This is a genomic window from Myxococcales bacterium, from assembly GCA_016699535.1.
Classification (GTDB): Bacteria; Myxococcota_A; Polyangia; order Polyangiales.
In genome coordinates, this window is the sequence record CP064980.1 from 1878101 (window position 1) to 1900407 (window position 22307).

Sequence of the window (22307 nt, forward strand, 5' to 3'; positions counted from 1 at the left end):
TCGAGGCCTGTGATGATACGTATTCGTCAGAGTTTTGGAGTGCACGCAGGACGTGTGCTGGAATTTGATCAGGAAGTCGTTCGTTTTGGTCGCCTACCGGAGAGCGACGTTCCTTTTGATCCTAAAGTCGATCTTGATGCTTCGGGTCGTCATGCTGAAATCCGAAAAACGGTTGACGGCTTTCAGCTCGTTGATGTGGGCTCACGTAATGGCACTTTTCTAAACGGCGAGAATATCACGCAAGCGTTGCTTTCGGACGGTGATGAGATTGAGTTCGGAATCGGCGGTCCACGGGTTACGATCGAAATTTCCGGACAAAGTTCCACCATGGCCACTCAAAGCGTGACCGACGACATGTTGGATGAAGCAACCTTGTTGGCCGAGCCATCGTCGGAAAAAAAAAGTCTAGCTGACGACGGTGCAACGAGCGTTTTCGATGAGAACGCCCGTACCACCGCCACGGCCTCGGAGCTGGATGTTGAACTCGCGCGAACACCGCTCAAAACGAAGCGCGTTTCGGCCTGGAAGAAGCCACACGCCTTGCTCGCTGTGTTTTTGTTGTTCTGTCTTGTGCTTGCTGTTGGACTTTTTTTCTATGTGAAAAATCAACGGCAGACGGAGCTCTCTTTAGCCAAAAACGGCGAGCTCAAAGAAGCGCAGCTGAGTCCTGAGCAAATCGAACAGCGCTATATTAAAGCCATGTTTGCTATCGTCGAGCAGAATGCCAATAAACAAGTTGGCTTGGTATGCACCGCGTTTGCTGTGCGCTCGGATCTGCTCGCAACTGCCGCTCACTGTCTTAGTGCGGTTGAAGAAGCAGCGGCTCGTGGCTCGGCTTTTCATGTTGCGCCGTGTGCAAGCAACAATGGTCCAAAGGCAGCCATTGTTCGTATGTGGCGTCATCCCGAATTTATGCTTTCCGGGGTTCGGCCTTCGGCCAATATCGGCATCGTGCAGGTCGATCGACAGATTGATAGCCATCTGAAGATTGCCGATGCTAAGACACTGGCCGGACTTCAAGCTGGAGTGCCCCTCTTTTTGTTTGCGGCGGGCTCAATCGGTGAAATCAGTAGCGGGAAACTTTATTCAAGCAAACTCGAGTCCCTGTCCGAAAAACGCGAGCCGAAAAACAAACTTGGAGTCACCGTTCTAAACTACAACGCTGTTCTTCCGCCCAGTGCCGGTGGCAGCCCCGTGTTAGATTCCGCCGGCCGTGTGCTTGGCGTGCACGTAGCCAGTCTAGGTGCCCTCGTCGCGGGAATGGCCGCAACGGAGCGTCCTACCGAAGGCTATACCTATGGAATTCGGGTTGATGCGCTCCAGGAGCTGCTTCTTGGCTTAGGTCGCTAAGGGACTGGGCGAAATTCAGGTTACAACCTGGTTTAACGGTATTTCTTCAACTCCGGTTCGAAAACTTGACGGAGGGATCATCCCAGCGGACAGTGTAGGTATGTTTACTACAGGTGGTCGTGTTACTGACATTGTGGGTCTTTATCGTTACCGAGGGCAATATCCTGCTGCAGTACGTGCCGTGCGCAGTCGGGCTCCAGAGCAACGTCGCTGGCGTTGGGCTGTGGCGGGAATTACCGAGAGCGCGGGCGCTTTGCTTGGAAAACAGCGTCGTTTTGTAGTCGAGCCTGTGCGTGAAATGGTGCTTGATATGCAGGATGATTCACTTCGCAGCCAAGTGGTGCTTGACGCCTGGCAGCGCGGCGTGGATCTCGATCGCGGCGAAGTGCTTCCAGAACACAACACCTGGGACCTACGACGCAAAGCGTTTTTGAAAAATCTCTACCTCGAGAGCTTGGAGCCTTGGATTCATCTTCCCAAGGATGGCTTTGCCCCAGTTACGCTTGCGCCGGTGATTCTTGCCGCAAAAGATCGGGCGCAACTTGATCGCAGTCATGCGGCTCGGCTCACTGCTTTTCTTGATGATGAAGAAAGCGGTCGTGGCGAAGTGCGAAGTCGCGTTGCAAACTATCTTGAAAACGCGCGTCGCTGGGACGAGTTTAGTGTATCTTTGTGTAACTGAACGAATACCGTGAGTCCAAACACCAGCCATCCACCGCCTCCGATAATTCAGCGCAAACTTGTGTTTGTGATGGTGGGTCTACCTGCGCGCGGAAAAACGCATATCGCGCAAAAACTTGGACGCTACATCAGCTGGCTAGGTTATGAAAGCAAGGTTTTTAATGTGGGTGAGTATCGCCGCCGGCAAACGGGTGGCGGACAGTCTCATGAGTTTTTCAGCGGTGATAATGCCGATGGCTCGGCGCAGCGCAGGCAGATTGCAATGGCCGCGCTTGATGACCTTGAAGTTTGGTTTAAATTGCGCGGCGGAGTCGCCATCTATGATGCAACGAATTCGACCAAAGAACGTCGAAAGCTTGTTCTCGATCGCTGCCAGAGCCTGGGCGCACACGTCGTCTTTATTGAATCGATCTGTGACGATCAAGACGTGATTGAAAACAACATTCGTGAAACGAAATTGCGCTCGCCGGACTATGTGGGTTTCGATGAAGAAGAAGCAGTGCGAGACTTTCGTGCGCGCATAGCTCATTATGAAAAAGCTTACGAAACCATCGATGAAAACGTCCTTAGTTTTATCAAGCTCATCAATGGGGGCCGCAGAGTTGTCATCAACAACATTGATGGCTATTTGCCATCGCGTGTCGTTTATTTTCTGATGAATATTCACACCGTACCGCGTCCCATCTGGCTTTTGCGTCACGGCGAGAGCATCGACAACGTAGAAAATCGTATTGGCGGAGACTCGGAACTGAGCCCGTTTGGCGAGAGTTTTTCAAAAAATCTACCTGGTTTTTTTAAATCACAGCATATCCCTTCGGACTCCTGCGTGCTTTGGACAAGCACGCTTAAGCGTAGCGTACAGACGGCGAAGTTTCTCGACGGGAAAAAAATCCAATGGCGCTTGCTCAATGAAATCGATGCTGGCGCGTGTGATGGTTTGCGCTACGAAGACATGGAACACGATATGCTCGAAGAGTATCGCGCCAGGCAAGCTGAAAAATTTGTCTATCGTTATCCGAACGGTGAAAGTTACTTCGACTTGGTTGAGCGCCTAGAGCCGATGATTCCAGAGCTTGAACGTGTGCGTCGTCCGTTGATTATTATTTCTCACCAGGCAGTGAGTCGTGTGCTCTACGCTTATCTTATGGGCAAAGCCAAAGAGGTATGCCCCCATCTGTCTATTCCTCTGCACACCCTGATTGAACTAAGGCCTACAGCGTATGGTTACGATGAAAGTCGGCACACTTTAAGCAGTGATACCGAAGGCCAACCCTGAAGTCGAGGCAGCATGATCTGCCGAGCGCTGAAATGACAAAACTGGCATGTTTTATGCGAAAAATATGCCAGTTTTGTCGTTAAGTGAGCTGTTTAAATGACAGTCTTGTCAACCTCAGAGCTGGTATTCAAGCTGTTTCAATGCGCACGGTGGTCATTTTTTCTCCACCCTTCATGCTTGTTACTGCGGAAAGGCCGCTCGTGACTTTGCCAAAGACCGTGTGAACGCCATTGAGATGCGGCTGTGGAGCATGGCAAATAAAGAACTGGCTTCCGCCGGTGTTCGGGCCGCGGTGCGCCATGGAAAGCGAGCCTGCTTCATGCTTGTGTGGATTGCTGGGACCGGTCTCACAAGGAATGGTGTAGCCAGGGCCACCCGAGCCTGTGCCATCGGGACAGCCGCCTTGTGACATGAAACCCGAAATCACACGGTGGAAACTTAGGCCGTCGTAATATTTTTCAGAGGCAAGTTTTTCAAAGTTGGCCACGGTTTTAGGTGCCTCTTTGTCAAACAACTCAATTTCGATTTTATCCCCACTATCAAGCTCAATCACCGCACGTTTCATGGCAAAACTCCCTTCGTTGTGCGCGCAAATGAACACACCGCAGCCTTTGTTGTCAAACCTTGTTTATGGCGGATGCCATTCGTCGTGTGCTTATGGTCTTTGGTGCGTGATGTAGGACAGCTTTACTGAGGACTTTTGCTCGCAGCCGCTGGGGTCTTGCTCGTCTTTTTTGTAGCAGGCATCACTTATCCTATCCAAAATCATTGAAAAATCTTCATTTGCCTTGGCTGGCCCGTCTCTTGCAAACGGTTGCAGCAGGGAGATTTGATATGAGCTTTTCAAAAAACACTCGATTGAACTTAGGGATATGCATCGCGGCAACGGCAAGCTTATTTGGAAGTGCTTGCGCCATGCAAGCCAGTGACCTTGACAGTCAAAGTGGTGCCAGCAACGCAGCTTATATTTCTCCCAATGCTTATCAATATTGCCAAGGTTTAGTGGATTACGTGCAGAGCAATATGGGTTTGATTCGCAGTAGTGCATCGCTCAACGCTGCTCTTGGAGCGACACTTGAAACAATTAATGTGACCATGCCTGCGCAGCCAGAAGGCGGATCAATGGCTACTTTGTGCGAACAAAACCCTCAAATAAATGAAAGCGACCCTGAACTTTGCGCAAATGCCATAAAAAACCAGCAGCAAGCCGTCGAGCTTATGCAGGACATTGGGTTCTATGAAACCATTGGTGAGGGCTTTGGACAATCTGGCCACGATTGGATCTAGACGCGCGCCATAGCACCGATGAATTTATTGCCGGGTCCTATCGGCAAGGGCACTCTGACATTGGAGTGGGGGTCTGGTGACGAAGGCTTGCTCTTTAACGTTTCGCTTAAAAAGCTAACTTTTCTCAGTGAAGAGAGTTTTATAAACCCTGGCGGTCAATTGCTGGAGTGCCCGAATCCTTATCCTTGTCTTGAGACTGAAGCCGAAGATACAGGAACGCCCATAGCCTTTGCCGAGAATGATATTTTTGAGAAAGTAAGCGTATCGCGTGCACTTTCTTCTGGTGATGTCGATAACTTTTATGTTTTGGGCTTTGAGGATAGCGCTCTGACAGCGGGTAACCCAACAATACATGCGCGTATTAAAGGTCTTCCAGCTGAGGTAGCTAGCGAGGTGTCGCTGTCGATCGATTACCAATGCGATGAAGGAAACAATCCGGCAACTAAAACCGCAATTCCCCTTTCGAATGGTAATCTTTTGAATTCAGCGCAAACGCTTTCCGTTTCGTCTTCCGCCAACTGCACTGGCAGCTTTTCGAATCCCGTGACGAAAGATTCAGGAGATTTCATCGTGACAGTTAAGGCTTCAGAAAGCCTAACAATGTGTCTGAACTACACCTTGGAAGTGAGTTCTGTCCCTCTGACACTTTAATTAGTTAGGGCACTAAGACATTGCAGCGCGGGCGGTCTCGACGGTGATTTTGCCGGCTTTGACCAGTTCTTTGAGGTGCATTTCAAAGGTTTGCATGCCGTAAGGATGGGTGCCGCGCTCCATGACGTCTTTGAGAGGCGGGTTGTTGGAAGGGTTGCGAATGGTTTCCCGGGCGGTGCCAGTCATGACCAATATCTCGCAGGCGAGAATCAAGCCTTGTCCGTCGGCGCGCGGCAATAGACGTTGTGCGATAATACCTTTGAGATTGTCGGCAAAACGTTCGCGCGTTTCTTGAGAGTCCTGGCCACTGGAAAGCGACAGAACACGTCCCACGGTGCGAGCAACGTCCGGTGTGTGCAAGGTTGAGAGCAGTAAGTGACCGGTTTCAGCGGCTTTGAGGCCAATGTCCATGGTCTCTTCGTCACGAATTTCACCGACAAGGATCACGTCGGGATCTTGGCGCAGTGCGCCGCGCAAAGCCGTGCCAAAATCGCTGGTGTCGATGCCGATTTCGCGTTGCGAGACACAACTCAGCGCATCTTGGTGCAAAAACTCAAGTGGGTCTTCGACGGTGACGATGTGCATGCGTCTGCTGCGGTTCAGATGCCCAACCATGGCGGCTAGGGTAGAGGATTTCCCGTTACCTGCAGCGCCGCAGACCAAGATCATCCCGCGTTCGAGTTCTGCAAGACGCTGGATCACCGGTGGCAAACCGAGGTCTTCGAAGACCGGTATCTTCAGAGCAATCGAGCGCATGGCCAAAGCCAGCGAACCTTTTTGCCGAAACACGTTGACGCGATAGCGACCCAAGCCTTCAATCGAATAGGCGGTATCAAACTGGTGCAGCGCATCGTAGTTGCCATCAAAGGTGGTTCGCCTAAGCACAAGCTCGGCTAAGATGCGAGTTTGCTCAGGCACCAAAGCATCGCTTTGCAAATAGTGAATATCCCCTGCCACACGAAAAGCTGGAGGCTGACCCACTTTGAGCAATATATCGCTTGCTTTGTGTTGCGCGCCGGCTTTTAGAATCGCGTGGAAAGTCGCTTCATCCATAGTTCAATCGATGCTTTTTACAACAAGCGTTTTAAGCTCTTCTTTAGCCTCAAAGCTTTTCTGATAGCTTTCGGCTTCCTCTCGAGAAGAAAAGGGGCCAACACGAACGCGCCAGTAGCTGCCTTTGCCTGGCAGCGTGGAGTTGAGCACCACAACGTTGTCATGACCACGCTGTTTGAGCAAATCGGCGTATTCGTGAGCCTGCGCAGACTCGGTATAGGAGATGATTTGTAGAGCATAGGGGCCTTTGCCTGTTTTCTGCTTTTTTACGGGTGCTGAGACTTTGATCTTCGCGATGTTGTCAGTTGGCTTTTCGGTACGGCGTACTGCGGGGCTCGGTGCTGCAACCGGATGGTTGGCTTCGCCGAGTACTTTTCCGGAAGCTACATCGGCGTTTATGGCGCTTGGCTGCTGCACTGGAACCTGATCGTTCAAGGTGGTGGGGTCAATGGGATCAGGATGCTCGGCTTCGGCAGCTGCAGCTGCAAGGGCGGCTTCGACTTCTGCATGGCTACTGGAGTCACGCAGTGTTTCCGGAAAAACTAAGCTTTGTGGATCGATGTGTTCATTTTTTGAATCACGATCGCTACTGTCTTGGCTCTCTTTGGATGTTCCAGCGAGCTTTCCGTGCGCGAGAAGTTCGGCGAGAGGATCGTAGCCAGGGTCGGGTTTGCGGTCGACACCTTTAACGACGACGACACCCGTTGCAAAAATCACTGCAACAACCGCAAAAGCCCCCATTGCGATGAGTGAAAGACGGCGCATGGCCGTGTCATCTTCTTGTTCCTGAATGTGGTTGAGATCGCGAAATTCACTGTCCATAATAGAGCCCTCACTAGTCATCGCTTACAGGTCGATACGAAATTAGACCGCTTGACGTAAGTTCTATGATGTAGGATCAGCTCCCACACAGGCAAAAAAACCGTCAACTAAGGGTTGATAAAAGCGTAGCTTGGGTAAAAGAACAAATTTTTAGCAGGATCTTCTACCAGGGATGGTAGGGGCAGAAGTTAGGATAACCATGGCTGAATATATTTTCACGATGCAGGACCTTACCAAGGTTCATCCACCAGATAAAAAAGTAGTCTCTGATGTTTATCTCTCCTTTTTACCTGGGGCGAAAATCGGGGTGCTCGGTGTGAATGGCTCAGGTAAGAGCTCGCTTCTGCGCATCATGGCCGGTGTGGATGAAAACTACACCGGCGAAGCGCGGCTGAGTCCGGGTTACAGCGTGGGGTATTTCGCTCAGGAGCCTGATTTAGGTGATGCAAAAACAGTGCAGGACTGCATGGATGCGGCGGTTAAAGAAAGCAAGCAGCTGCTTAAGCGTTTTGAAGACCTTAGTCTCAAGCTTGGTGAAAGTCTTAGCGACGATGAAATGAACAAAGTCATTGAAGAGCACGGCAAGGTTCAAGATGCGATTGAAGCAAGTGACGGGTGGAATCTCGATCATCGACTTGAAATTGCCATGGATGCACTTCGGCTGCCGCCCGCCGAGGCTAAGCTCGAGAATTTGTCTGGTGGAGAGTTAAGGCGGGTGGCTTTGTGTAAATTTGCTTGAGGCGCCTGATTTACTTTTGCTTGATGAACCTACCAACCATCTTGATGCCGAATCGGTCTCGTGGCTTGAGCAGCATCTGGCTCAATATCCAGGCTGTGTGGTTGCGGTCACCCATGACCGATATTTCTTAGACAACGTGGCTGAGTGGATTTTGGAACTTGATCGCGGCCAAGCCTTGCCATTCAAGGGCAACTACTCCGCTTGGCTGGATAATAAAAAAGCACGCTTGGAAGTTGAGGAAAAACAGGATTCTTCACGACGTCGCAAAATGGCCAGTGAACTAGAATGGGTGCGCAGTTCGCCTAAGGCGCGTCAGGCAAAAAGCAAAGCTAGGCTCTCAGCTTACGAGCAGCTTGTGTCCGAAGAAGGCCGCACGCAGCGGGATCCAAGCGAGATTCAAATCCCGCCCGGACCGCGTCTGGGCGATGAGGTGATTGAGGCCAAGGAGCTTCGAAAAGCCTATGGTGATAAACTGCTTTTTGATGCACTGAGTTTTCGCGTGCCCAAAGGCGCGATTGTGGGCATCGTCGGTCCCAACGGCGCCGGAAAGACGACCTTGTTTCGTTTGATCACGGCTCAAGAAAAACCCGATACCGGCGAGCTTCGGGTAGGGGAGACGGTCAAGTTGGCCTACGTGGATCAAAGCCGCGATGAGCTCAATACGGACGACAACGTTTGGAAAGCGATTAGCGATGGCGCGGAGACCATTGATGTTGGCAAAAATAGTATCAGCTCGCGCGCGTATGTTTCAGCTTTTAACTTCAAGGGAAGCGATCAGCAAAAGATTGTGCGGCAGCTTTCGGGTGGCGAGCGCAATCGTGTGCATTTGGCGCGCGTGCTTAAAACGGGCGGCAATGTGCTTTTGCTTGATGAGCCGACCAATGACCTTGACGTCGAAACGCTGCGCTCTTTGGAGGACGCGATTTTACGTTTCTCGGGTTGCGTTTTTGTAACCAGCCATGACCGTTGGTTTTTAGACCGCATTGCGACTCACATTTTGGCTTATGAAGGTGATAGCCAAGTGGTATGGTTTGAAGGCAGCTACCAAGACTACGAAGCCGACCGTAAAAAACGTCTGGGCACTGAAGCCGACCAGCCCCACCGCGTCAGATATCGTAAATTCGTAGCCTAGAAAGAGCAGCGTTCCGAGCGGCATCTTTGAGTTGCCCAGAAGATCCAGTCGGGAGCCGTTGTGCCACTAATATTGCTTTGTGACAAAAACAGCTTTTTATGCTATAATTGTAATAGGGTTTATGTTTATTGACGCTCTTTTTACTGATCGTGCTGCGTTTCAAACCCCAATTGCTCGGAGCTGTTTTATCACAAAGGCGTCTCGAATAACCCCTTTTCCTGCGCTTGTTGCCTGCCTAGCGATCATGGCTTTTGGACTGTGGGGTTGCGGTCGTTTGGGCCATGACAGCGAACAAAAAGAAATACTCGACCCGGGAGGCACTGACAGCGGCAACGACGCAGTTTCTTTTTTGGACACGGCTGGTGATGGCATCAGTGACGCCGTTGAGGTAACAGAAGACTTTGATGCGGATGGGCTTAGCCCACTATCTCAACACCGACGGCGATGGAGATTCGATTGGTGATGAAATCGAGGGTGCGAATGATTTCGACTTGGATAGATGGGCAAACTTTCTCGATCAGGACGAAGGTGATGGCGATCTTGACCAAGGTGGCAATCCAAATTTTCTCGATAACGATGCGGACGGAGACGGCCTAAGCGATAGTGTTGACCTTGACGCCTATTGCAATGACGCCCGACTCAACTTCGGAGAAAGTGAGGTGGATTGTGGCTGCAACTGCAATAGCTGTAGCAATGGAGGCGCATGTAGCGCGAGCACTGATTGTCCATCAGGTCTATGTTCCGGCGGGGGCTGTATCCCGATAACCTGCGCCGATAGCGTGCTCAATGGCGAGGAAAGCGACGTTGATTGGGGCGGGAGCAGCTGCAGTTCGTGCACGGACGGTTCGAGCTGTACCAATAGTTCAGACTGTAGCTCGGGGGTTTGTGCTGGCAACATCTGCCATGCTGCTACCTGTTCCGTTAACATACAAAACAAGATGAAAGCGATATCGACTGTGGTGGAAGTTCGTGTGGTAGGTGTGTCAACGGGGACAGTTGTTCGATCGATCTCGATTGTATTTTTCTTAACTGTGACACTGGAATGTCGATTTTGGCGACGGAGCACTCAGCTCTTTTGGAGGGTCCGATGTATTTGTCGCAAGCTTTAACGCGACGAGCGCGTATGTTTGGTCGCAAAGCTTTGGCAACACCTTGAACGATGGCGGATATGATGTTTTAGCGGATTCAAGCAATAATATCGGCATCATCGGATATTTCAGATCTTCGATTGGTTTTGGTGGTGGAACTTTAAACGGCGTAAACTCCAATGAAGACTACTTTGGCGCGATATTTAATTCGGCAGGCGGCTATCTGTATGCCGATGTGAATGAATCGACGGGACGAGAGTGCAGCAATGCTGGTACTTGGACTTCCGATGGACGCGGATGTCACATCGGGGTGTTCAATAGCCCCAGTATTAATTTTAATTTTGGAAACCATACGCTCGTTGGCGGCAAAGACTTCTTCACTGTTTGTAAATAGGAACATCAAGAACGAATAACCTCTTACCGGGTAAATCCTCCTGTTGCGACGCAGGAGGGCTAAGCAACAGTGTGATGGATGATCTTGGTCCCACTGATCGGAGCGTTTGTGGCGCCGAATGTGTATCGCCGACCCCATCTGATAGGGTTTTCAGTACCCTCTTTACATAAAGACAAGTGATTTCAAGGAAGAAAAAGCAGGCATAACTCTTGCATGTCCTAAGAGTGTGCGCCCTTGCAACCCGGATCATTTATGAAACGTTCCTTCTTTTTCCAACGTCTATTGGCTGTCATGCTCCTTGCCCTGCTTGGCTTCAGTGGGCCGGGTTTGCTTGGGTGCAGTCCATCGTCCGAGAGTGAGGTTGGCATCTCCGAGGGTGCCGCCATCGCAAGCTTTACTGGGGTTCTCGACAGCCTTGAGCCAGAGGTGATGAAAACTTCGATGCTGCTTGAGCTCGGCTACAGCGGGATGCGCTTTCGCAATCTCCGGCACCAGCCAGCCCCGGAGCTCTTCGCGGCAGCATCATCGAGGCTATTCAATTTCGAGCAACTGAAAAACGAAGAGCATCCTTTACTCAGCATGCTTGAAAATTACGCTTTGAGCTTCGATACACCATCAGAGCCGGTCAACCGCTGCGTGACCGACTACCTTAACAGTCCGGTCTCTGAGACCCTGCACACCGTTTGCGGCAATATTATCAACACCGAGCTCCTCAATTCGCTGGCTAATGCTTCGGCCGAAGTCGTAGACCCGATTCTCAACAGCATGGCCTCGAGTATCACTGTGTCGTTAGGTCTCCCTGATGGTATGGCGTTCGTATTTGCCAATCTTATCAGAAACGAACTCGCTGACTTTTTCCCTGGGTTTCAACCTGCTGTTGCTCCACCGTCTTTGGCTGCACAGGGCAAAACTCTGCTTGCACATGCTTTTTCTGAACTATTCGGCGTGAACAAAGCTCAGGCACAGACCCTGGTCTTAGAAGGATTGGCTGTTGTTGCCATCGCAGTACTGGTCGTGCTGGCGTATATCGGGTTACGAAATTTACTAATTTTCAATGGTGTTATTCAGGGCACCCCGTTCAATTTTACTTTCAATTTCGACCGCATTTTTCACGCTACCCACGCGAGCAATAGTTCCGCCCTACAAACTGGAACGCTGATCTACAACAATCAAACCCTAGCCTTTGAAGACAGCACAAATTTGCAAGTTGGGCCACCGAAGAATACCAGCGTCTCCTAGCACTCAATCCGTCCACGGAATCGTTGCAAGCCGTAACCGATCTTCAAGCGCTTATGCTTGCCTCTGTAACTACCTTTGGGAAAGTGCTGCTAAGCAACTTAGATGCTTCTGCGTTGTCCGTAGGAATCGACGATGGAAAAACGCCTGAGGATTTTGAACGTTGGCTGCGGGAGCTGGCTGAACAGTCCGATCTTGAAAGCTTTACCAAGGAAATTCAGCGCTTGCTTGGACTTGCGCAGGCAAGTATTCGCGAGCTCCGGGATGCGCTTCTCGTGTGCAGTCAAGAGAGTTGCGATGCGATCATGAAGCGGCTTGTTTTGGTCCTACTGATGTTAACTATAATTGGGAAAGTGATCCTCAACACCTTAAGTAGTCTTGAAGGCGCAGCAGAATGCGCATTCGCTGCTGCTGTCTGCGAGATATCGCACATCGTTGTGGTTTTCGTAGAAGAGTTGGTCAGCACATCCGATGGACTGATCGCGCATCGTCAAGACGACACATCCTTTGGTGAATGGCTGCGCCAGGTTATCCAGGGGGATAACCATCTCGTTGGCGATAGGATTACAGAGACAAATTCCAATGGTTATTTTCTGGGACACTATTCCCGTACGGCTGGAACCCATCTCAAGATGGGCGTTAACGCAGCATGCATTGTATTGCGGTTTAAATGTGGCAATTAGATTGAAGTCGAGCCATCCCAGCGCCTTCGGATGCGGAAAAATTGTCGATAAATGCAAAACAGTATCGGCTTTGACTTGCGTAAAGAGCTAAAGCGGGTCACAAAGCATAGCAAGGGCTCACACACCTGAGGATTTGGTATCCGGCGTCAATGAAGTCGTCGCTATCAACCTTTAATTGGCCAATGTTGGCTTGTGTGGCTTTGTAGCTCATCGGATTTGCCCGCTGGGCGGGTAGTAGAGGCAGTGTAGCTTCTGCTGCTTTGGAGATAGAGAAAATGTCGAATAAGTTATTTGTAGGTAGCCTGAGTTTTAACACTGATGATCATGTCCTTCGTGAGGCCTTCGAAAAGTTCGGAGAAGTCACTGAAGCACAGGTGATCACTGATCGCGAAACAGGCCGAAGCCGTGGCTTTGGTTTTGTGACTTTTGCGGATGCAAGCGCGAGTCGCAGTGCCATGGAGCAGATGAACGGCGCAGAACTAGACGGTCGCACCTTGAACGTCAACGAAGCGCAAGAACGCCAGTCTGGTGGCGGCGGCGGCGCACGCGGTGGACGTGGCGGCGGCGGCGGCGGTCGGCGTTGGTAGTATTTAAGAGTCAGTGCTAAACTGACTTGTGTTATCGCAACATCTTGAGAGGCTCTGGGATTCCAGGGCCTTTCTTGTTTAAACGAACGGCACAGTCTTTCGCTACGAGCGGAAGAAGGCTGCCGTAAGTAAGGCCCATCCGATGAGGAAGGCGAGACCACCCAGAGGTGTTACCGCTCCTAGATAGCGTAGGCCAGTGATGGTCATGGTGTAGAGGCTTCCGGAAAAAAGCAGGATGCCGAGTATAAAAGCAAGAGCGCTTAATTGAAGCAAAAGCTGCGTTTCTTGTTTATACAAAAGCAGCAGGCCAAAGAGCGCTAGCGTATGGAACATCTGGTACTCGACACCCGTATGCCACCACTCGAGGCGTTTACTTCCTTCCTCCAAAAGAGCGAGTTTTGAACGTAAAGCATGGGCGCCAAACGCGCCAAGCGCGACGCTTGTAAAGCCGAAAAATGCCACCAAGATTCCCCACCATCGCACGGTTAGCATGCTTGTTTTTCCTTTCGCTTTCGTTGCTTTACCATGCCTTGCGAAGAAGAGGGGAAAAAGCTTAAAAACGCCGTGAAAACAGGGGTTTCCCTGTGCAAAAGAGGCGTGCACTTTAGCTACCTTTATGGTAGCCTCGCGGCTTCAGTTGTGCCTTGCTTTGGGCACAAGATGGAGGGCATGTGGTTGAGAGCTCGATAAAGATTCCTGTAGCCATCGAAGATGAAATGCGCACTGCTTATTTGGATTACGCGATGAGCGTGATCATTGGCCGTGCGATTCCCGATGTGCGTGATGGTCTAAAACCCGTGCATCGCCGGATTCTGTATGCGATGCATGAAATGCGCGTGGTTTGGAATCAATCCTATAAAAAATCAGCGCGTATCGTTGGTGAAGTACTTGGTAAAATACCATCCCCATGGCGACAGTGCTGTGTACGATGCCCTAGTGCGCATGGCTCAAGATTTTTCGATGCGTTATCCCTTGGTCGATGGCCAAGGTAACTTCGGTTCGGTGGATGGTGATCCAGCGGCTGCGATGCGTTACACCGAAGTGCGTATGGAGCGGTTTGCTTCGGAGCTGTTGGCTGACATTGAAAAGCAGACGGTCAACTTTGGCCCCAACTTTGATGACTCGGAGCAGGAACCCTTGGTGCTGCCAAGCCGGATTCCCAACCTGTTGATTAATGGTTCGGGCGGTATCGCGGTGGGTATGGCGACGAACGTGCCGCCTCACAATCTAACGGAAGTCGTCGATGCAACTATCCGCTTGATTGATCGTCCAGAGCTTACGGTGGATCAGCTCATGATTGACGATCCGGAAACCGGTCGGCTGGGCGTTAAGGGCCCTGATTTTCCGACGGCTGGTTTTATCCATGGCGTGGGAGGGATTCATCAGGCTTTGCGCACAGGGCGAGGTCGCGTGGTGATGCGGGCGCGCGCAAACATTGAGCCCCTAGGTAAGAATGACCGCGAGCAAATCATCGTCACTGAGCTTCCATACCAAGTTAACAAAGCTGAGCTTTTGAAAAAGATAGCGGACCTTACAAGAGACAAACGTGTTTTAGGTATTGGTGATTTGCGTGATGAGTCCGATAGGGATGGTATGCGCGTAGTTATCGAGCTTAAGCGCGGCACGATCAGCCAAGTCGTATTAAATCAGCTCTACCAGATGACGGCGCTTCAATCGACCTTCGGTGTCAACGCGATGGCTATTGTTTCGGGCCAGCCACAGCTTTTGGATCTGAAACAGATGCTCGTCTGCTTTATTGATCACCGTCGTGAAGTTGTGACGCGTCGCACGCGCTATGACTTGCGGCAGGCCGAGGCGCAACGTGAACTTGTGGAAGGCCTTGGCATGGCCGTCACCGAAGTTGATCTTGTGGTCAAAACCATTCGTCAGTCCAGTGACCCTGAAGCAGCACGCGAAGCTCTAATGAAACTACCTCTTACGGGTCTTGAAGAGTTCGTAAAACGCGCAGGTCGGCCTGAAAAAGAAATCGAAGAAGCCAAATTGCGTGGCGAGTACCGTCTCTCGGAACGCCAAGCCAAAGCGATTTTGGACATGCGCTTGGCCAAACTCACTGGCCTCGAGCGTGAAAAGCTCGCCACGGAATACGGCGCGCTCTGCGATATCATTGCTGACTTGCGGGATATTCTCGGTAGCGAGACGCGTTTGATGCAGGTGATCGTCGATGAGCTTGAGGAGATTAAAGAGCGCTATGGAGACAAACGACGCACCGAAATCGTAGCCGACGAGGGCGAGATTGCGATCGAGGACCTCATTGCCGAAGAAGAAGTGGTTGTGACGGTAAGCCATGCTGGCTATGTTAAGCGCGTTCCAATTTCGGAATATCGAGCGCAAGGGCGTGGCGGTCGTGGCTCCCGTGCAGTGCAAACCAAAGATGAAGATTACGTGAACCAAATCTTTGTTGCGAGCACACACAATCACGTGCTTTTCCTTAGTGGCAGAGGCAAAGCCTATCTGAAGAAGATTTATGAAATCCCTGCTGGTAGCCGTACTTCTCGAGGCCGTGCCATTGTCAATTTTGTTGGCATGGAACAAGGCGATACGGTGGCTGCAGTGTTGCCCGTAACCGAGTTCGCTGAAGGCAGCGATTTGCTAACGGTGACCAAGAAAGGCCGTATCAAGCGTTCTTCGCTCAGCGCATATTCCAATATTCGCGTGACGGGTATTATTGGCGTTGGCCTTGAGGAGGGTGACTCGCTCTTGGCCGCCCGCGTGGTCAAAGAGGACGACGATGTGATGCTTGGCACGGCGTCTGGCATGGGTATCCGCTTCAAAGTCTCGGACGTGCGTTTCCGAAACGGCAAGGTTGTGGCGCTACGTTTGGTTTATGCGCAAGATCAAGTCATGGTGATTACCAACGGTGGTCAAATGATTCGTACCAATGTTGCCGAAATCCGGGAAACCGGACGCAACACCCAGGGTGTTCGTGTGATTCGTTTGGGCGAAGAAGAAAGCGTCGTTGACATTGCAGTGATTGCCGAGCGCGATGAACCCGACGGTAACAGCGAGGCGCCAAGTGATGAGCCGCAAGGCAATAGCGAGCCGCCACGCGATGAAGCAGATGGCAATAGCGAAACGCCTAGCTCATAGGGCAAACCTTTGCTGTCGTTGTAAAGCAGTAAGGATCGCCAATTAGATTTGAGCAACAAAGTTGGCCATCGGTGCAGACTTCTGTTCCGCATTGCTGCTGAAGGTGAGCATCTTGATCACCGTTGTCCGGTACGATTGCATCGTCTGACAGGTCTGTTGATCCGTCTGTGCTTGCGTCCGCCTTCGTCGTTTCCGCTTCATCTCTGCACGCTAGAAACAAACACAGCCCGGCGAGTAAGATTCCTAAATGTCGATACTTCATGAATATCCCTTCTCCTATAGGGAAGCGGAAGAAAGACGGATTGTCCAGTTGGCTCGAGTTTGTTTTTTTGAGCTGCTTTTAGGGCTTTGGTGCTAGCCGAGCCTCGATCGCGTATGTGCAGTTTGTCTGCCGGCCGTCCGCTGTGATAACGACACGAAAGGAAGCTTGCTCACTAAGTTCTCCAGAAGGCAGAAGTTCAAGGACGTAAGAATCATAATAAGCCATAGCATGCTCTGTGACGGCGCAACTTTGATTTGGCAAAGCGATAGCGCTTTGTGCGTTGGTATTCATATCAATTGAGCAATCCGGTACGTTGAAAAAAACGAGCTCGCTATCAAAGCCCTCGCCGATTAAAAAGCTACCGCCAGACATTGGCTTGGTGCTATCCCCGATGGGAGCCTCGCATTGGATCTGCATGGAGCCGAAGGGGCGTGTCCAAGTTCCGAGAAAACTATCAAGGGTTGCGGTTTCAGGGTCATCGAACGAGCCCGTGTCCGTACCTCCATCGGCAGGAATGTCAAAGGGGGCATCTGGTGTTTCTGGAGGGGATTCATCTCCTGCGCAAGCTGCTCCAAGCAAGGTAATGACGGTGAACGCGGCGAATGTATGGCGTTGCTGACTAAGCGCTGTCTTAAGATAGGTCATAGCTTTCCTTTATTTTTATTTGTACGTATCTGCTTTAGAGCAAGTAGCGTGCCAGCTATAAAACAAAGAAAAACAACCTTGATTCGATCGAAGTGTCGCAGAAAAATCACAATGAGGTGTATGCGTTTGGATACAGTTCGTTGCAACGTTGTTGCCTTGATGGCGATCCGGTATTTCTAAAAAGCGTTGAGCAGCCACATGACTGCAAGTCCACTTAACAGTGTCCAAACTATTTTTTTAGTGCGTTGAGCAACGACGGTAGCTACAGCGAGCGCAATAACTCGAGCAATGTTGGTTAGTGAAAATTCGAGGGTCAAACCCGATTGAAGTGTATAGGCAACCAGGCCGCTGAGCGCAGCAGCCGGTAGAAATTGCAAACCCTGCTTAACGCGGTAAGGCAGACGATCGGCCGGGTAGAGGGTTAGAAAACTGGCACGAATGAGTAAAGTTCCGATGGCTACGACAAGGGTGCATAGCCAGGCAAAATTCGTCATGAAGCCTCTTTCTCTGAGACCGGGACTCGGGACGAGCTCCACATGCCCGCGGCAATGCCAGCGAGGATACCCACCAATAGACCTGTTTTCATGGGTAAGATCGGGGAGAGTCCAAGTGTGAAGGTTGCAGCAACAAGGGCGGTAAAGACTTGCGGCGAGGTTCTAAGTCCTGGAATGAGCAGTGCGAGGAAAGTTAGTGGCACGGCGAAATCAAGTCCCCAGGATGCGGGAATGACTGCTCCGATAAGGGCGCCAATGACCGTTACCGCCAGCCATAATCCCCAAAGTGAAAAAGCTACGGTAAGGTAATACTTCTGTAGCATGGGACCTGAAAAACCACGGCTTTGCCTAAAGACACTTAGGGCAAAAGCTTGGTCGGTAAGCACATAGGACATGAGCCAGCGCCTTTTTTTGCTCAATGTAGAAAAGATCTGCCCTATCGAGGCGCTGTACATCATCATACGCAAGTTGATGACCAAGGCAGTTCCAATCACCACAAACCATGGAGCGTGTGCGTTAAAAAGCTCAAGCATGGCAAGCTGTGCTGCTCCGGCAAATACAAAGACAGAAAGCAGGCCGCTTTCGATCGCGCTAAAACCGATTTCAACAGCGCGCACACCGGTGACGAGGCCAAAGGGAATGAGACCTAAAATAAGGGGTAGGATGTCTTTTATAGCCGCTTTGTATGGGTTTTCCAGGGCCTCTGATTCACTCATGGGAGCCAGGCGATACCACGACAGGCCTTTCTAGGAAAGTTCTCCTTTTACGCACAAAAAGACCTCGCATGTTAAGGTCTTATCATGAGTGCACAGAAAGATACGCGCTGTGATCAACTGGTAAAGGAGCTGACGCTTCGCTATCCAAGTTTCGCGTTAATTTCAAAGCAGCAAAGTACGGTATGCCGCATGATTGATTTTGCTCTTCGTGTTGTGACACTGAATATGAATCGAAGTTTTATGATTGATGTTGTCACAACACTTGGCCAAGTCATTTACTTGCCTCGGGATTGGTCGAAACGAAGCGATGCCGAGCGATACGCTGTTTTACGACATGAAGCTGTTCATCTTGAACAGTTTTCCCGCCTGGGCTTTTTTGTTATGGCGGTGGTCTATGTGTTTGTTTTCTTCCCGTTTGGACTGGCTTGGGGTAGAGCAAGGCTTGAATGGCAAGCATACGAGGAGACCATGCGTGTACACAGCGAGCTCTATGGCATACGAGCTCTAGAGCAAGATGCATTTCGAAGGAAGCTCGTGCGTTTGTTTACTGGGCCGGCTTACGGTTGGATGTGGCCCTTCCCACGTACGATTGAGCGTTGGTATGACAAGAGCCTAAGCAGTATTCGTGGGGATTCGAATTGACAAAAATGGCAATGTTTTGTTCAAAATCTGCCAAAAAAGTCCTTTTTTTGCTGAAAATGTTGCCATTTTCCACTCTTCGCCATAGATAAAGTGAGTTGTCATCATGTCAGCAGAAGCTCAACAACTCAGCATCAAAGACCTTGTAGGCTCCCTCCGTCGACGTAGTGCTCATATGCCATACGAGATTGGTGTCTTTGTCGCGCTCGAAACCTGTGAGCAGATCCAACGTTCACCGTCTACGGTCGATAGTAATCGTGTCCTTGTGGGCGTGGACGGTCATATACAAATCCAGGGGCAGGGCATACAGGCCGAGCAGCATCGAGTCGCACGCTCGGTGGTGGAGATGTTGGGCGAGCTTTTATTGGCTGCAGCTCCGGGAGTGCCTGAAAACATCGTGGCCCTGGTTGAGTCTGCACGCAAAAGTACCGTCTCGGATCTGAACGTTTTGCGAGACGATTTGCTAAGTCGCCTTGTGCCCTTAAATCGGCAAGCCTCTCGCCGGATCTTAGCGCGTCTTTTGCGAGAAGCCGCGCGCGATACAAGTTTGCCAAAAGGTCTATCTCGCTTCGATCAGGAAGCGGCGGAAAGCACTGAGAGTCCGAGAGATATCATTTCGGATATTGATGATCTTTTGGATTCACTGCCTCCAGCCGCTCCTCCAGAAGAAAAACTTCCTGGCGGAGTTGCGGACAGTATGCGCAAGGATAATACGGGATCCTACCTTCGCACCGATGACGATTCCCCTCGTCCTTTTGCTCGAAAAAGCAGTGCTCCGCCTCCCAGTCCCAGTGAACAGTCGAGCGCGCCAAAGCTCAATAGAAGCGATTGGCCCGATGAAGCCCCCGAGCTACCCCTTCGAGGCAGCTCGATGCGATATAAAATCTTGTTTTGGTCCTTTGCAGCAGTGGCTGCGCTCGCCATTGCAACAGGAACCATTCTGTTATTGCGATAGGGTTGGTGTGGCCAGCTTGCATATTGCATAAATAGTCATTTCATCAACTTCAGAAAAAGTTCATGGGTGCTCAGACACTCCGCCTCTTTAACCTATAATTTTCATCGAGTTGCATCTTGAAAAAAGGATGCTACCTTTTGTAGACAATGTAGGTTTTTTACCTACTGTAGAAAGAGTGTTTTCATGTATCGAATCCCCCTCCTATTGTTTGTTTGCTCGGTTGCTTTAACTGGGTGCAATGCTTCAGTGGATTTAGTGGAAGGCAGTTCCAATCAGTCTAAAGGCAAGGAAGCGATTCGTATTGATTTCCCTGAGTATGACTGTGGAGCCGGACAAAGCGAAACAGCGATGGTCCATGTGAATTTGACGTGGACCGGCGATCCTATTGAAGACAATTACTTGCATTTGACCTACAAGTTGATTTTTGCCGATGAAAGTACTTCCGAAACAACACAGAGCTTTCCAAAGGATGATATCAATAGCGGCGACTCATTTGAAACAAATTTGGGTATTTTTCTAGGAGCTTTGGGCAAGAATGTGACTGCCATTGTCATTCCGAGTTTACCACCGCAACTGACTCTTGAACAAACTGAGCTTTTCTACGGAATGTGTGTGGATGCTGTAGATGCGTCAATCGAACGCAACAGCAATGTAAACGAGACAGTTGTTATTCCAGAACGTAAATGTGCCTATGACAATGCCTTTGTGGGTTTCTCTATCGATCCATACTCCTATGGAGTTACAAAAGGGGAGTCGACTTTGTACCAAATAAGTGTCGAAAGTTCTGGTGAACTAACAGCACACGAATCGATTGTAGTCGAACCCGAGGATGCTCAATATACATACCATTACGGTAGTCGCGTTCCTGATGATATGGACAAAATCATAATAAAAGGTGTCTGGCCGAAGCAATTTGCTCCTTCCATTCACCTTGGTCACAGAGGCCCACTGACAGGGATAATTTTTAATTCTTGGTTGGAAAATATCGGCTTGACTTGTGCTGTGGAATACCGAAACGACTTGAAGGGAGCTAATGCAGCAAATCCCAGTCCACTGACAAGTATTTTCTAGTGCAATTTTTCGATGCAGGTTTGAAAATACTCTCTAGTTTCTGGCTTGCTTGACGACGGATTCTACTTCGTTGCGAATGGCTGATAGGGCTTCTTTTGTGGCAGCTTCGAATCGTAGGACGAGGACGGGTTGGGTGTTTGATGCGCGCACCAGGCCCCAGCCTTGTTCAAACAGAATTCGTACGCCATCGATGTCGATAACTTCTTTTTTGCCTTTGTAGTGTGCTTTGACACGCTCAACGACATCGAATTTTTGATCGTCTGGGCAGTCGACACGAATTTCCGGTGTGGCGTAGGTCACGGGTACATCGGCAATGAGTTCGTGAAGGGCTTTATCTTCTCGGGATAAAATTTCGACTAAGCGAAGTGCGGTATAGATTGCATCGTCAAACCCAAAGTAGCGATCGGCATAAAAAACGTGGCCACTCATCTCGCCAGCGAGCAAGGCCTTTTCCTCTTTCATCTTTTTCTTGATCAAAGAGTGCCCGGTTTTCCACAGAATTCCGCGACCACCATGTTTTGCAATGTCATCGTATAGCGTCTGAGAGGCTTTCACTTCGCTGATGATGGTTGCTCCGGGATGCGTTTTTAAAAGGGCACGGGAGAGCAAGATGAGAAGCTTGTCGCCCCAGATGATCTCGCCATTGGCGTCGATGACGCCAATGCGATCGGCATCGCCGTCAAAGGCAATACCAAGGTCGTAGTGTTGCGATTTGACGCGCGTGATGAGTGCCTCAAGGTTTTCCGGCATGGAGGGATCGGGATGGTGATTTGGAAAAGCGCCGTCCATGGAGCAGAACATGGGATCGGGTTCAAGCCCAACGGCATGCATAGCTGCAAGCGCGGTAGGGCCGCCTGCGCCATTTCCAGCATCGATGGCGAAACGAATGCGTTTGCCCTTGATGTCAAAATTGCCTTTCATGTAGCCCGCATAGGCCGGAATGGCATCGACTTCTTCGAGTCCGCCTTTTGCAGGCAGCTCAAAATCCTGCTTTTCAATCATCTCGCGCAAGGTCTGAATGTCTTTGCCGTAAAGGGTGCTCTTGCCCGACATGAGCTTAAAGCCATTGTCGTTTGGAGGATTGTGGCTGCCGGTGATTTGTACGCCACCATCAAGATTAAAATGAAAGACCGAAAAATACATCAGCGGTGTTGGTCCGACGCCGATATCGAGAAGATGAATACCGGTTTCAAGTAGGCCGTCACGAAGAGCTGTATGCAATCGGGGGGAGCTCATTCTGCAATCGCGACCTAGAACGATTTTAGCTGCTCCTTTGCGTTTCAAAAAGGTTCCAACCGCTCGGCCTAGGTCTTTAACAAAGGCATCGGGCATGTCGTGTTCGGCCACACCACGGATGTCGTATTCACGGAAAATACTTGGGTTCATGTGTTGTGCCGTACTCCAATTTTGAGCTGAAAACAACTGACAAAAAGCAGTC

General features: G+C 50.5%; 23 protein-coding genes and 2 pseudogenes. 16 read left to right on the plus strand and 9 right to left on the minus strand.

Annotated features, from left to right (window positions below; all coding sequences use genetic code 11):
- Nucleotides 1-12: 12 nt before the first annotated feature.
- The 3 genes from IPJ88_08920 to IPJ88_08930 all read left to right on the plus strand — a co-directional run bounded on the left by IPJ88_08920 (nucleotide 13) and on the right by IPJ88_08930 (nucleotide 3307).
- On the plus strand, nucleotides 13-1350 hold the full coding sequence (locus IPJ88_08920; protein QQR91804.1) for an FHA domain-containing protein: 1338 nt from the start codon (nucleotides 13-15) through the stop codon (nucleotides 1348-1350).
- 100 nt (nucleotides 1351-1450) lie between these two features.
- Nucleotides 1451-2032, plus strand: a complete 582-nt coding sequence (locus IPJ88_08925) for a hypothetical protein (protein QQR91805.1) — start codon at nucleotides 1451-1453, stop codon at nucleotides 2030-2032.
- A 69-nt stretch (nucleotides 2033-2101) separates the two neighbouring features.
- Entirely contained in the window at nucleotides 2102-3307 is a 1206-nt protein-coding gene (locus tag IPJ88_08930; protein ID QQR92003.1) for a 6-phosphofructo-2-kinase/fructose-2,6-bisphosphatase, read from the plus strand.
- A 127-nt stretch (nucleotides 3308-3434) separates the two neighbouring features.
- Here the strand turns inward: IPJ88_08930 and IPJ88_08935 are convergent, their stop codons facing one another.
- The gene (locus IPJ88_08935) at nucleotides 3435-3872 is read right to left on the minus strand and encodes a peptidylprolyl isomerase (GenBank protein ID QQR91806.1); all 438 of its coding nucleotides are present in this window, start codon (nucleotides 3870-3872) and stop codon (nucleotides 3435-3437) included.
- Nucleotides 3873-4141: 269 nt separating this feature from the next.
- Here IPJ88_08935 and IPJ88_08940 point away from each other — a divergent pair, with 269 nt between their 5' ends.
- Nucleotides 4142-4594 (plus strand): hypothetical protein, encoded by a 453-nt coding sequence (locus IPJ88_08940; GenBank protein ID QQR91807.1) that lies wholly within the window; start codon nucleotides 4142-4144, stop codon nucleotides 4592-4594.
- 18 nt (nucleotides 4595-4612) lie between these two features.
- Nucleotides 4613-5245, plus strand: a complete 633-nt coding sequence (locus tag IPJ88_08945; protein ID QQR91808.1) for a hypothetical protein — start codon at nucleotides 4613-4615, stop codon at nucleotides 5243-5245.
- A 12-nt stretch (nucleotides 5246-5257) separates the two neighbouring features.
- Here the strand turns inward: IPJ88_08945 and IPJ88_08950 are convergent, their stop codons facing one another.
- Nucleotides 5258-6298 carry a PilT/PilU family type 4a pilus ATPase gene (locus IPJ88_08950; protein ID QQR91809.1) on the minus strand — a complete coding sequence of 347 codons (1041 nt, stop codon included), beginning with the start codon at nucleotides 6296-6298 and terminating at the stop codon, nucleotides 5258-5260.
- 3 nt (nucleotides 6299-6301) lie between these two features.
- Nucleotides 6302-7120: an SPOR domain-containing protein gene (locus tag IPJ88_08955; GenBank protein ID QQR91810.1), complete on the minus strand. Its 819-nt coding sequence runs from the start codon at nucleotides 7118-7120 to the stop codon at nucleotides 6302-6304.
- A 199-nt stretch (nucleotides 7121-7319) separates the two neighbouring features.
- On the opposite strand from IPJ88_08955, the pseudogene ettA reads away from it, so the two are divergent.
- The 7 genes and pseudogenes from ettA (at nucleotide 7320) to IPJ88_08990 (ending at nucleotide 12979) form a co-directional block, all read left to right on the plus strand.
- A pseudogene (gene ettA, locus IPJ88_08960) lies at nucleotides 7320-8991 on the plus strand (energy-dependent translational throttle protein EttA).
- A gap of 244 nt (nucleotides 8992-9235) precedes the next feature.
- On the plus strand, nucleotides 9236-9454 hold the full coding sequence (locus IPJ88_08965) for a hypothetical protein (GenBank protein QQR91811.1): 219 nt from the start codon (nucleotides 9236-9238) through the stop codon (nucleotides 9452-9454).
- Nucleotides 9402-10100 carry a hypothetical protein gene (locus IPJ88_08970; GenBank protein ID QQR91812.1) on the plus strand — a complete coding sequence of 233 codons (699 nt, stop codon included), beginning with the start codon at nucleotides 9402-9404 and terminating at the stop codon, nucleotides 10098-10100. Before IPJ88_08965 ends, IPJ88_08970 begins: the two co-directional genes overlap by 53 nt.
- Before the next feature lie 43 nt (nucleotides 10101-10143).
- Nucleotides 10144-10473 carry a hypothetical protein gene (locus IPJ88_08975; protein QQR91813.1) on the plus strand — a complete coding sequence of 110 codons (330 nt, stop codon included), beginning with the start codon at nucleotides 10144-10146 and terminating at the stop codon, nucleotides 10471-10473.
- A gap of 429 nt (nucleotides 10474-10902) precedes the next feature.
- Nucleotides 10903-11712: a hypothetical protein gene (locus IPJ88_08980; GenBank protein QQR91814.1), complete on the plus strand. Its 810-nt coding sequence runs from the start codon at nucleotides 10903-10905 to the stop codon at nucleotides 11710-11712.
- Nucleotides 11713-11735: 23 nt separating this feature from the next.
- Nucleotides 11736-12392, plus strand: a complete 657-nt coding sequence (locus tag IPJ88_08985; protein QQR91815.1) for a hypothetical protein — start codon at nucleotides 11736-11738, stop codon at nucleotides 12390-12392.
- A 275-nt stretch (nucleotides 12393-12667) separates the two neighbouring features.
- On the plus strand, nucleotides 12668-12979 hold the full coding sequence (locus tag IPJ88_08990) for an RNA-binding protein (protein QQR91816.1): 312 nt from the start codon (nucleotides 12668-12670) through the stop codon (nucleotides 12977-12979).
- 102 nt (nucleotides 12980-13081) lie between these two features.
- Here IPJ88_08990 and IPJ88_08995 read toward each other — a convergent pair whose 3' ends face one another.
- Nucleotides 13082-13471: a DUF423 domain-containing protein gene (locus tag IPJ88_08995; GenBank protein QQR91817.1), complete on the minus strand. Its 390-nt coding sequence runs from the start codon at nucleotides 13469-13471 to the stop codon at nucleotides 13082-13084.
- 224 nt (nucleotides 13472-13695) lie between these two features.
- On the opposite strand from IPJ88_08995, the pseudogene gyrA reads away from it, so the two are divergent.
- A pseudogene (gene gyrA / locus IPJ88_09000) lies at nucleotides 13696-16087 on the plus strand (DNA gyrase subunit A).
- Here gyrA and IPJ88_09005 read toward each other — a convergent pair.
- The 4 genes from IPJ88_09005 to IPJ88_09020 form a co-directional block, all read right to left on the minus strand.
- Nucleotides 16077-16349: a hypothetical protein gene (locus IPJ88_09005; GenBank protein QQR91818.1), complete on the minus strand. Its 273-nt coding sequence runs from the start codon at nucleotides 16347-16349 to the stop codon at nucleotides 16077-16079. The pseudogene gyrA and the gene IPJ88_09005 sit on opposite strands and share 11 nt — an antisense overlap.
- Before the next feature lie 78 nt (nucleotides 16350-16427).
- Entirely contained in the window at nucleotides 16428-16994 is a 567-nt protein-coding gene (locus tag IPJ88_09010; GenBank protein ID QQR91819.1) for a hypothetical protein, read from the minus strand.
- A gap of 176 nt (nucleotides 16995-17170) precedes the next feature.
- A complete protein-coding gene (locus IPJ88_09015) occupies nucleotides 17171-17488 on the minus strand; it encodes an AzlD domain-containing protein (protein QQR91820.1) in 318 nt (105 codons plus the stop codon).
- On the minus strand, nucleotides 17485-18204 hold the full coding sequence (locus IPJ88_09020) for an AzlC family ABC transporter permease (GenBank protein ID QQR91821.1): 720 nt from the start codon (nucleotides 18202-18204) through the stop codon (nucleotides 17485-17487). Before IPJ88_09020 ends, IPJ88_09015 begins: the two co-directional genes overlap by 4 nt.
- Nucleotides 18205-18288: 84 nt before the next feature.
- On the opposite strand from IPJ88_09020, the gene IPJ88_09025 reads away from it, so the two are divergent.
- The 3 genes from IPJ88_09025 to IPJ88_09035 all read left to right on the plus strand — a co-directional run bounded on the left by IPJ88_09025 (nucleotide 18289) and on the right by IPJ88_09035 (nucleotide 20869).
- Complete coding sequence (locus tag IPJ88_09025; GenBank protein ID QQR91822.1) at nucleotides 18289-18846, plus strand: hypothetical protein; 558 nt, start codon at nucleotides 18289-18291, stop codon at nucleotides 18844-18846.
- A gap of 103 nt (nucleotides 18847-18949) precedes the next feature.
- Complete coding sequence (locus IPJ88_09030) at nucleotides 18950-19798, plus strand: hypothetical protein (GenBank protein QQR91823.1); 849 nt, start codon at nucleotides 18950-18952, stop codon at nucleotides 19796-19798.
- A 246-nt stretch (nucleotides 19799-20044) separates the two neighbouring features.
- Nucleotides 20045-20869, plus strand: a complete 825-nt coding sequence (locus IPJ88_09035; protein QQR91824.1) for a hypothetical protein — start codon at nucleotides 20045-20047, stop codon at nucleotides 20867-20869.
- A gap of 33 nt (nucleotides 20870-20902) precedes the next feature.
- Here the strand turns inward: IPJ88_09035 and IPJ88_09040 are convergent, their stop codons facing one another.
- On the minus strand, nucleotides 20903-22255 hold the full coding sequence (locus IPJ88_09040; GenBank protein QQR91825.1) for a phosphomannomutase/phosphoglucomutase: 1353 nt from the start codon (nucleotides 22253-22255) through the stop codon (nucleotides 20903-20905).
- Between the last annotated feature and the right edge of the window lie 52 nt (nucleotides 22256-22307).

What these genes read in the sequence shown, in the direction of transcription:
- IPJ88_08990 (QQR91816.1), top strand. Translation starts at nt 12,668, where the DNA reads ATGTCGAATAAGTTATTTGTAGGTAGCCTGAGTTTTAACACTGATGAT.
- IPJ88_08965 (QQR91811.1), top strand. Translation starts at nt 9,236, where the DNA reads ATGGCTTTTGGACTGTGGGGTTGCGGTCGTTTGGGCCATGACAGCGAA.
- IPJ88_08925 (QQR91805.1), top strand. Translation starts at nt 1,451, where the DNA reads ATGTTTACTACAGGTGGTCGTGTTACTGACATTGTGGGTCTTTATCGT.
- IPJ88_09005 (QQR91818.1), bottom strand. Translation starts at nt 16,349, where the DNA reads ATGAAGTATCGACATTTAGGAATCTTACTCGCCGGGCTGTGTTTGTTT.
- IPJ88_08935 (QQR91806.1), bottom strand. Translation starts at nt 3,872, where the DNA reads ATGAAACGTGCGGTGATTGAGCTTGATAGTGGGGATAAAATCGAAATT.
- IPJ88_08945 (QQR91808.1), top strand. Translation starts at nt 4,613, where the DNA reads ATGAATTTATTGCCGGGTCCTATCGGCAAGGGCACTCTGACATTGGAG.
- IPJ88_08940 (QQR91807.1), top strand. Translation starts at nt 4,142, where the DNA reads ATGAGCTTTTCAAAAAACACTCGATTGAACTTAGGGATATGCATCGCG.
- IPJ88_09010 (QQR91819.1), bottom strand. Translation starts at nt 16,994, where the DNA reads ATGACCTATCTTAAGACAGCGCTTAGTCAGCAACGCCATACATTCGCC.
- IPJ88_09020 (QQR91821.1), bottom strand. Translation starts at nt 18,204, where the DNA reads ATGAGTGAATCAGAGGCCCTGGAAAACCCATACAAAGCGGCTATAAAA.
- IPJ88_09040 (QQR91825.1), bottom strand. Translation starts at nt 22,255, where the DNA reads ATGAACCCAAGTATTTTCCGTGAATACGACATCCGTGGTGTGGCCGAA.
- IPJ88_08970 (QQR91812.1), top strand. Translation starts at nt 9,402, where the DNA reads ATGGGCTTAGCCCACTATCTCAACACCGACGGCGATGGAGATTCGATT.
- IPJ88_09025 (QQR91822.1), top strand. Translation starts at nt 18,289, where the DNA reads ATGAGTGCACAGAAAGATACGCGCTGTGATCAACTGGTAAAGGAGCTG.
- IPJ88_09015 (QQR91820.1), bottom strand. Translation starts at nt 17,488, where the DNA reads ATGACGAATTTTGCCTGGCTATGCACCCTTGTCGTAGCCATCGGAACT.
- IPJ88_08920 (QQR91804.1), top strand. Translation starts at nt 13, where the DNA reads ATGATACGTATTCGTCAGAGTTTTGGAGTGCACGCAGGACGTGTGCTG.
- IPJ88_08995 (QQR91817.1), bottom strand. Translation starts at nt 13,471, where the DNA reads ATGCTAACCGTGCGATGGTGGGGAATCTTGGTGGCATTTTTCGGCTTT.
- IPJ88_08950 (QQR91809.1), bottom strand. Translation starts at nt 6,298, where the DNA reads ATGGATGAAGCGACTTTCCACGCGATTCTAAAAGCCGGCGCGCAACAC.
- IPJ88_09030 (QQR91823.1), top strand. Translation starts at nt 18,950, where the DNA reads ATGTCAGCAGAAGCTCAACAACTCAGCATCAAAGACCTTGTAGGCTCC.
- IPJ88_08980 (QQR91814.1), top strand. Translation starts at nt 10,903, where the DNA reads ATGAAAACTTCGATGCTGCTTGAGCTCGGCTACAGCGGGATGCGCTTT.
- IPJ88_08930 (QQR92003.1), top strand. Translation starts at nt 2,102, where the DNA reads ATGGTGGGTCTACCTGCGCGCGGAAAAACGCATATCGCGCAAAAACTT.
- IPJ88_08955 (QQR91810.1), bottom strand. Translation starts at nt 7,120, where the DNA reads ATGGACAGTGAATTTCGCGATCTCAACCACATTCAGGAACAAGAAGAT.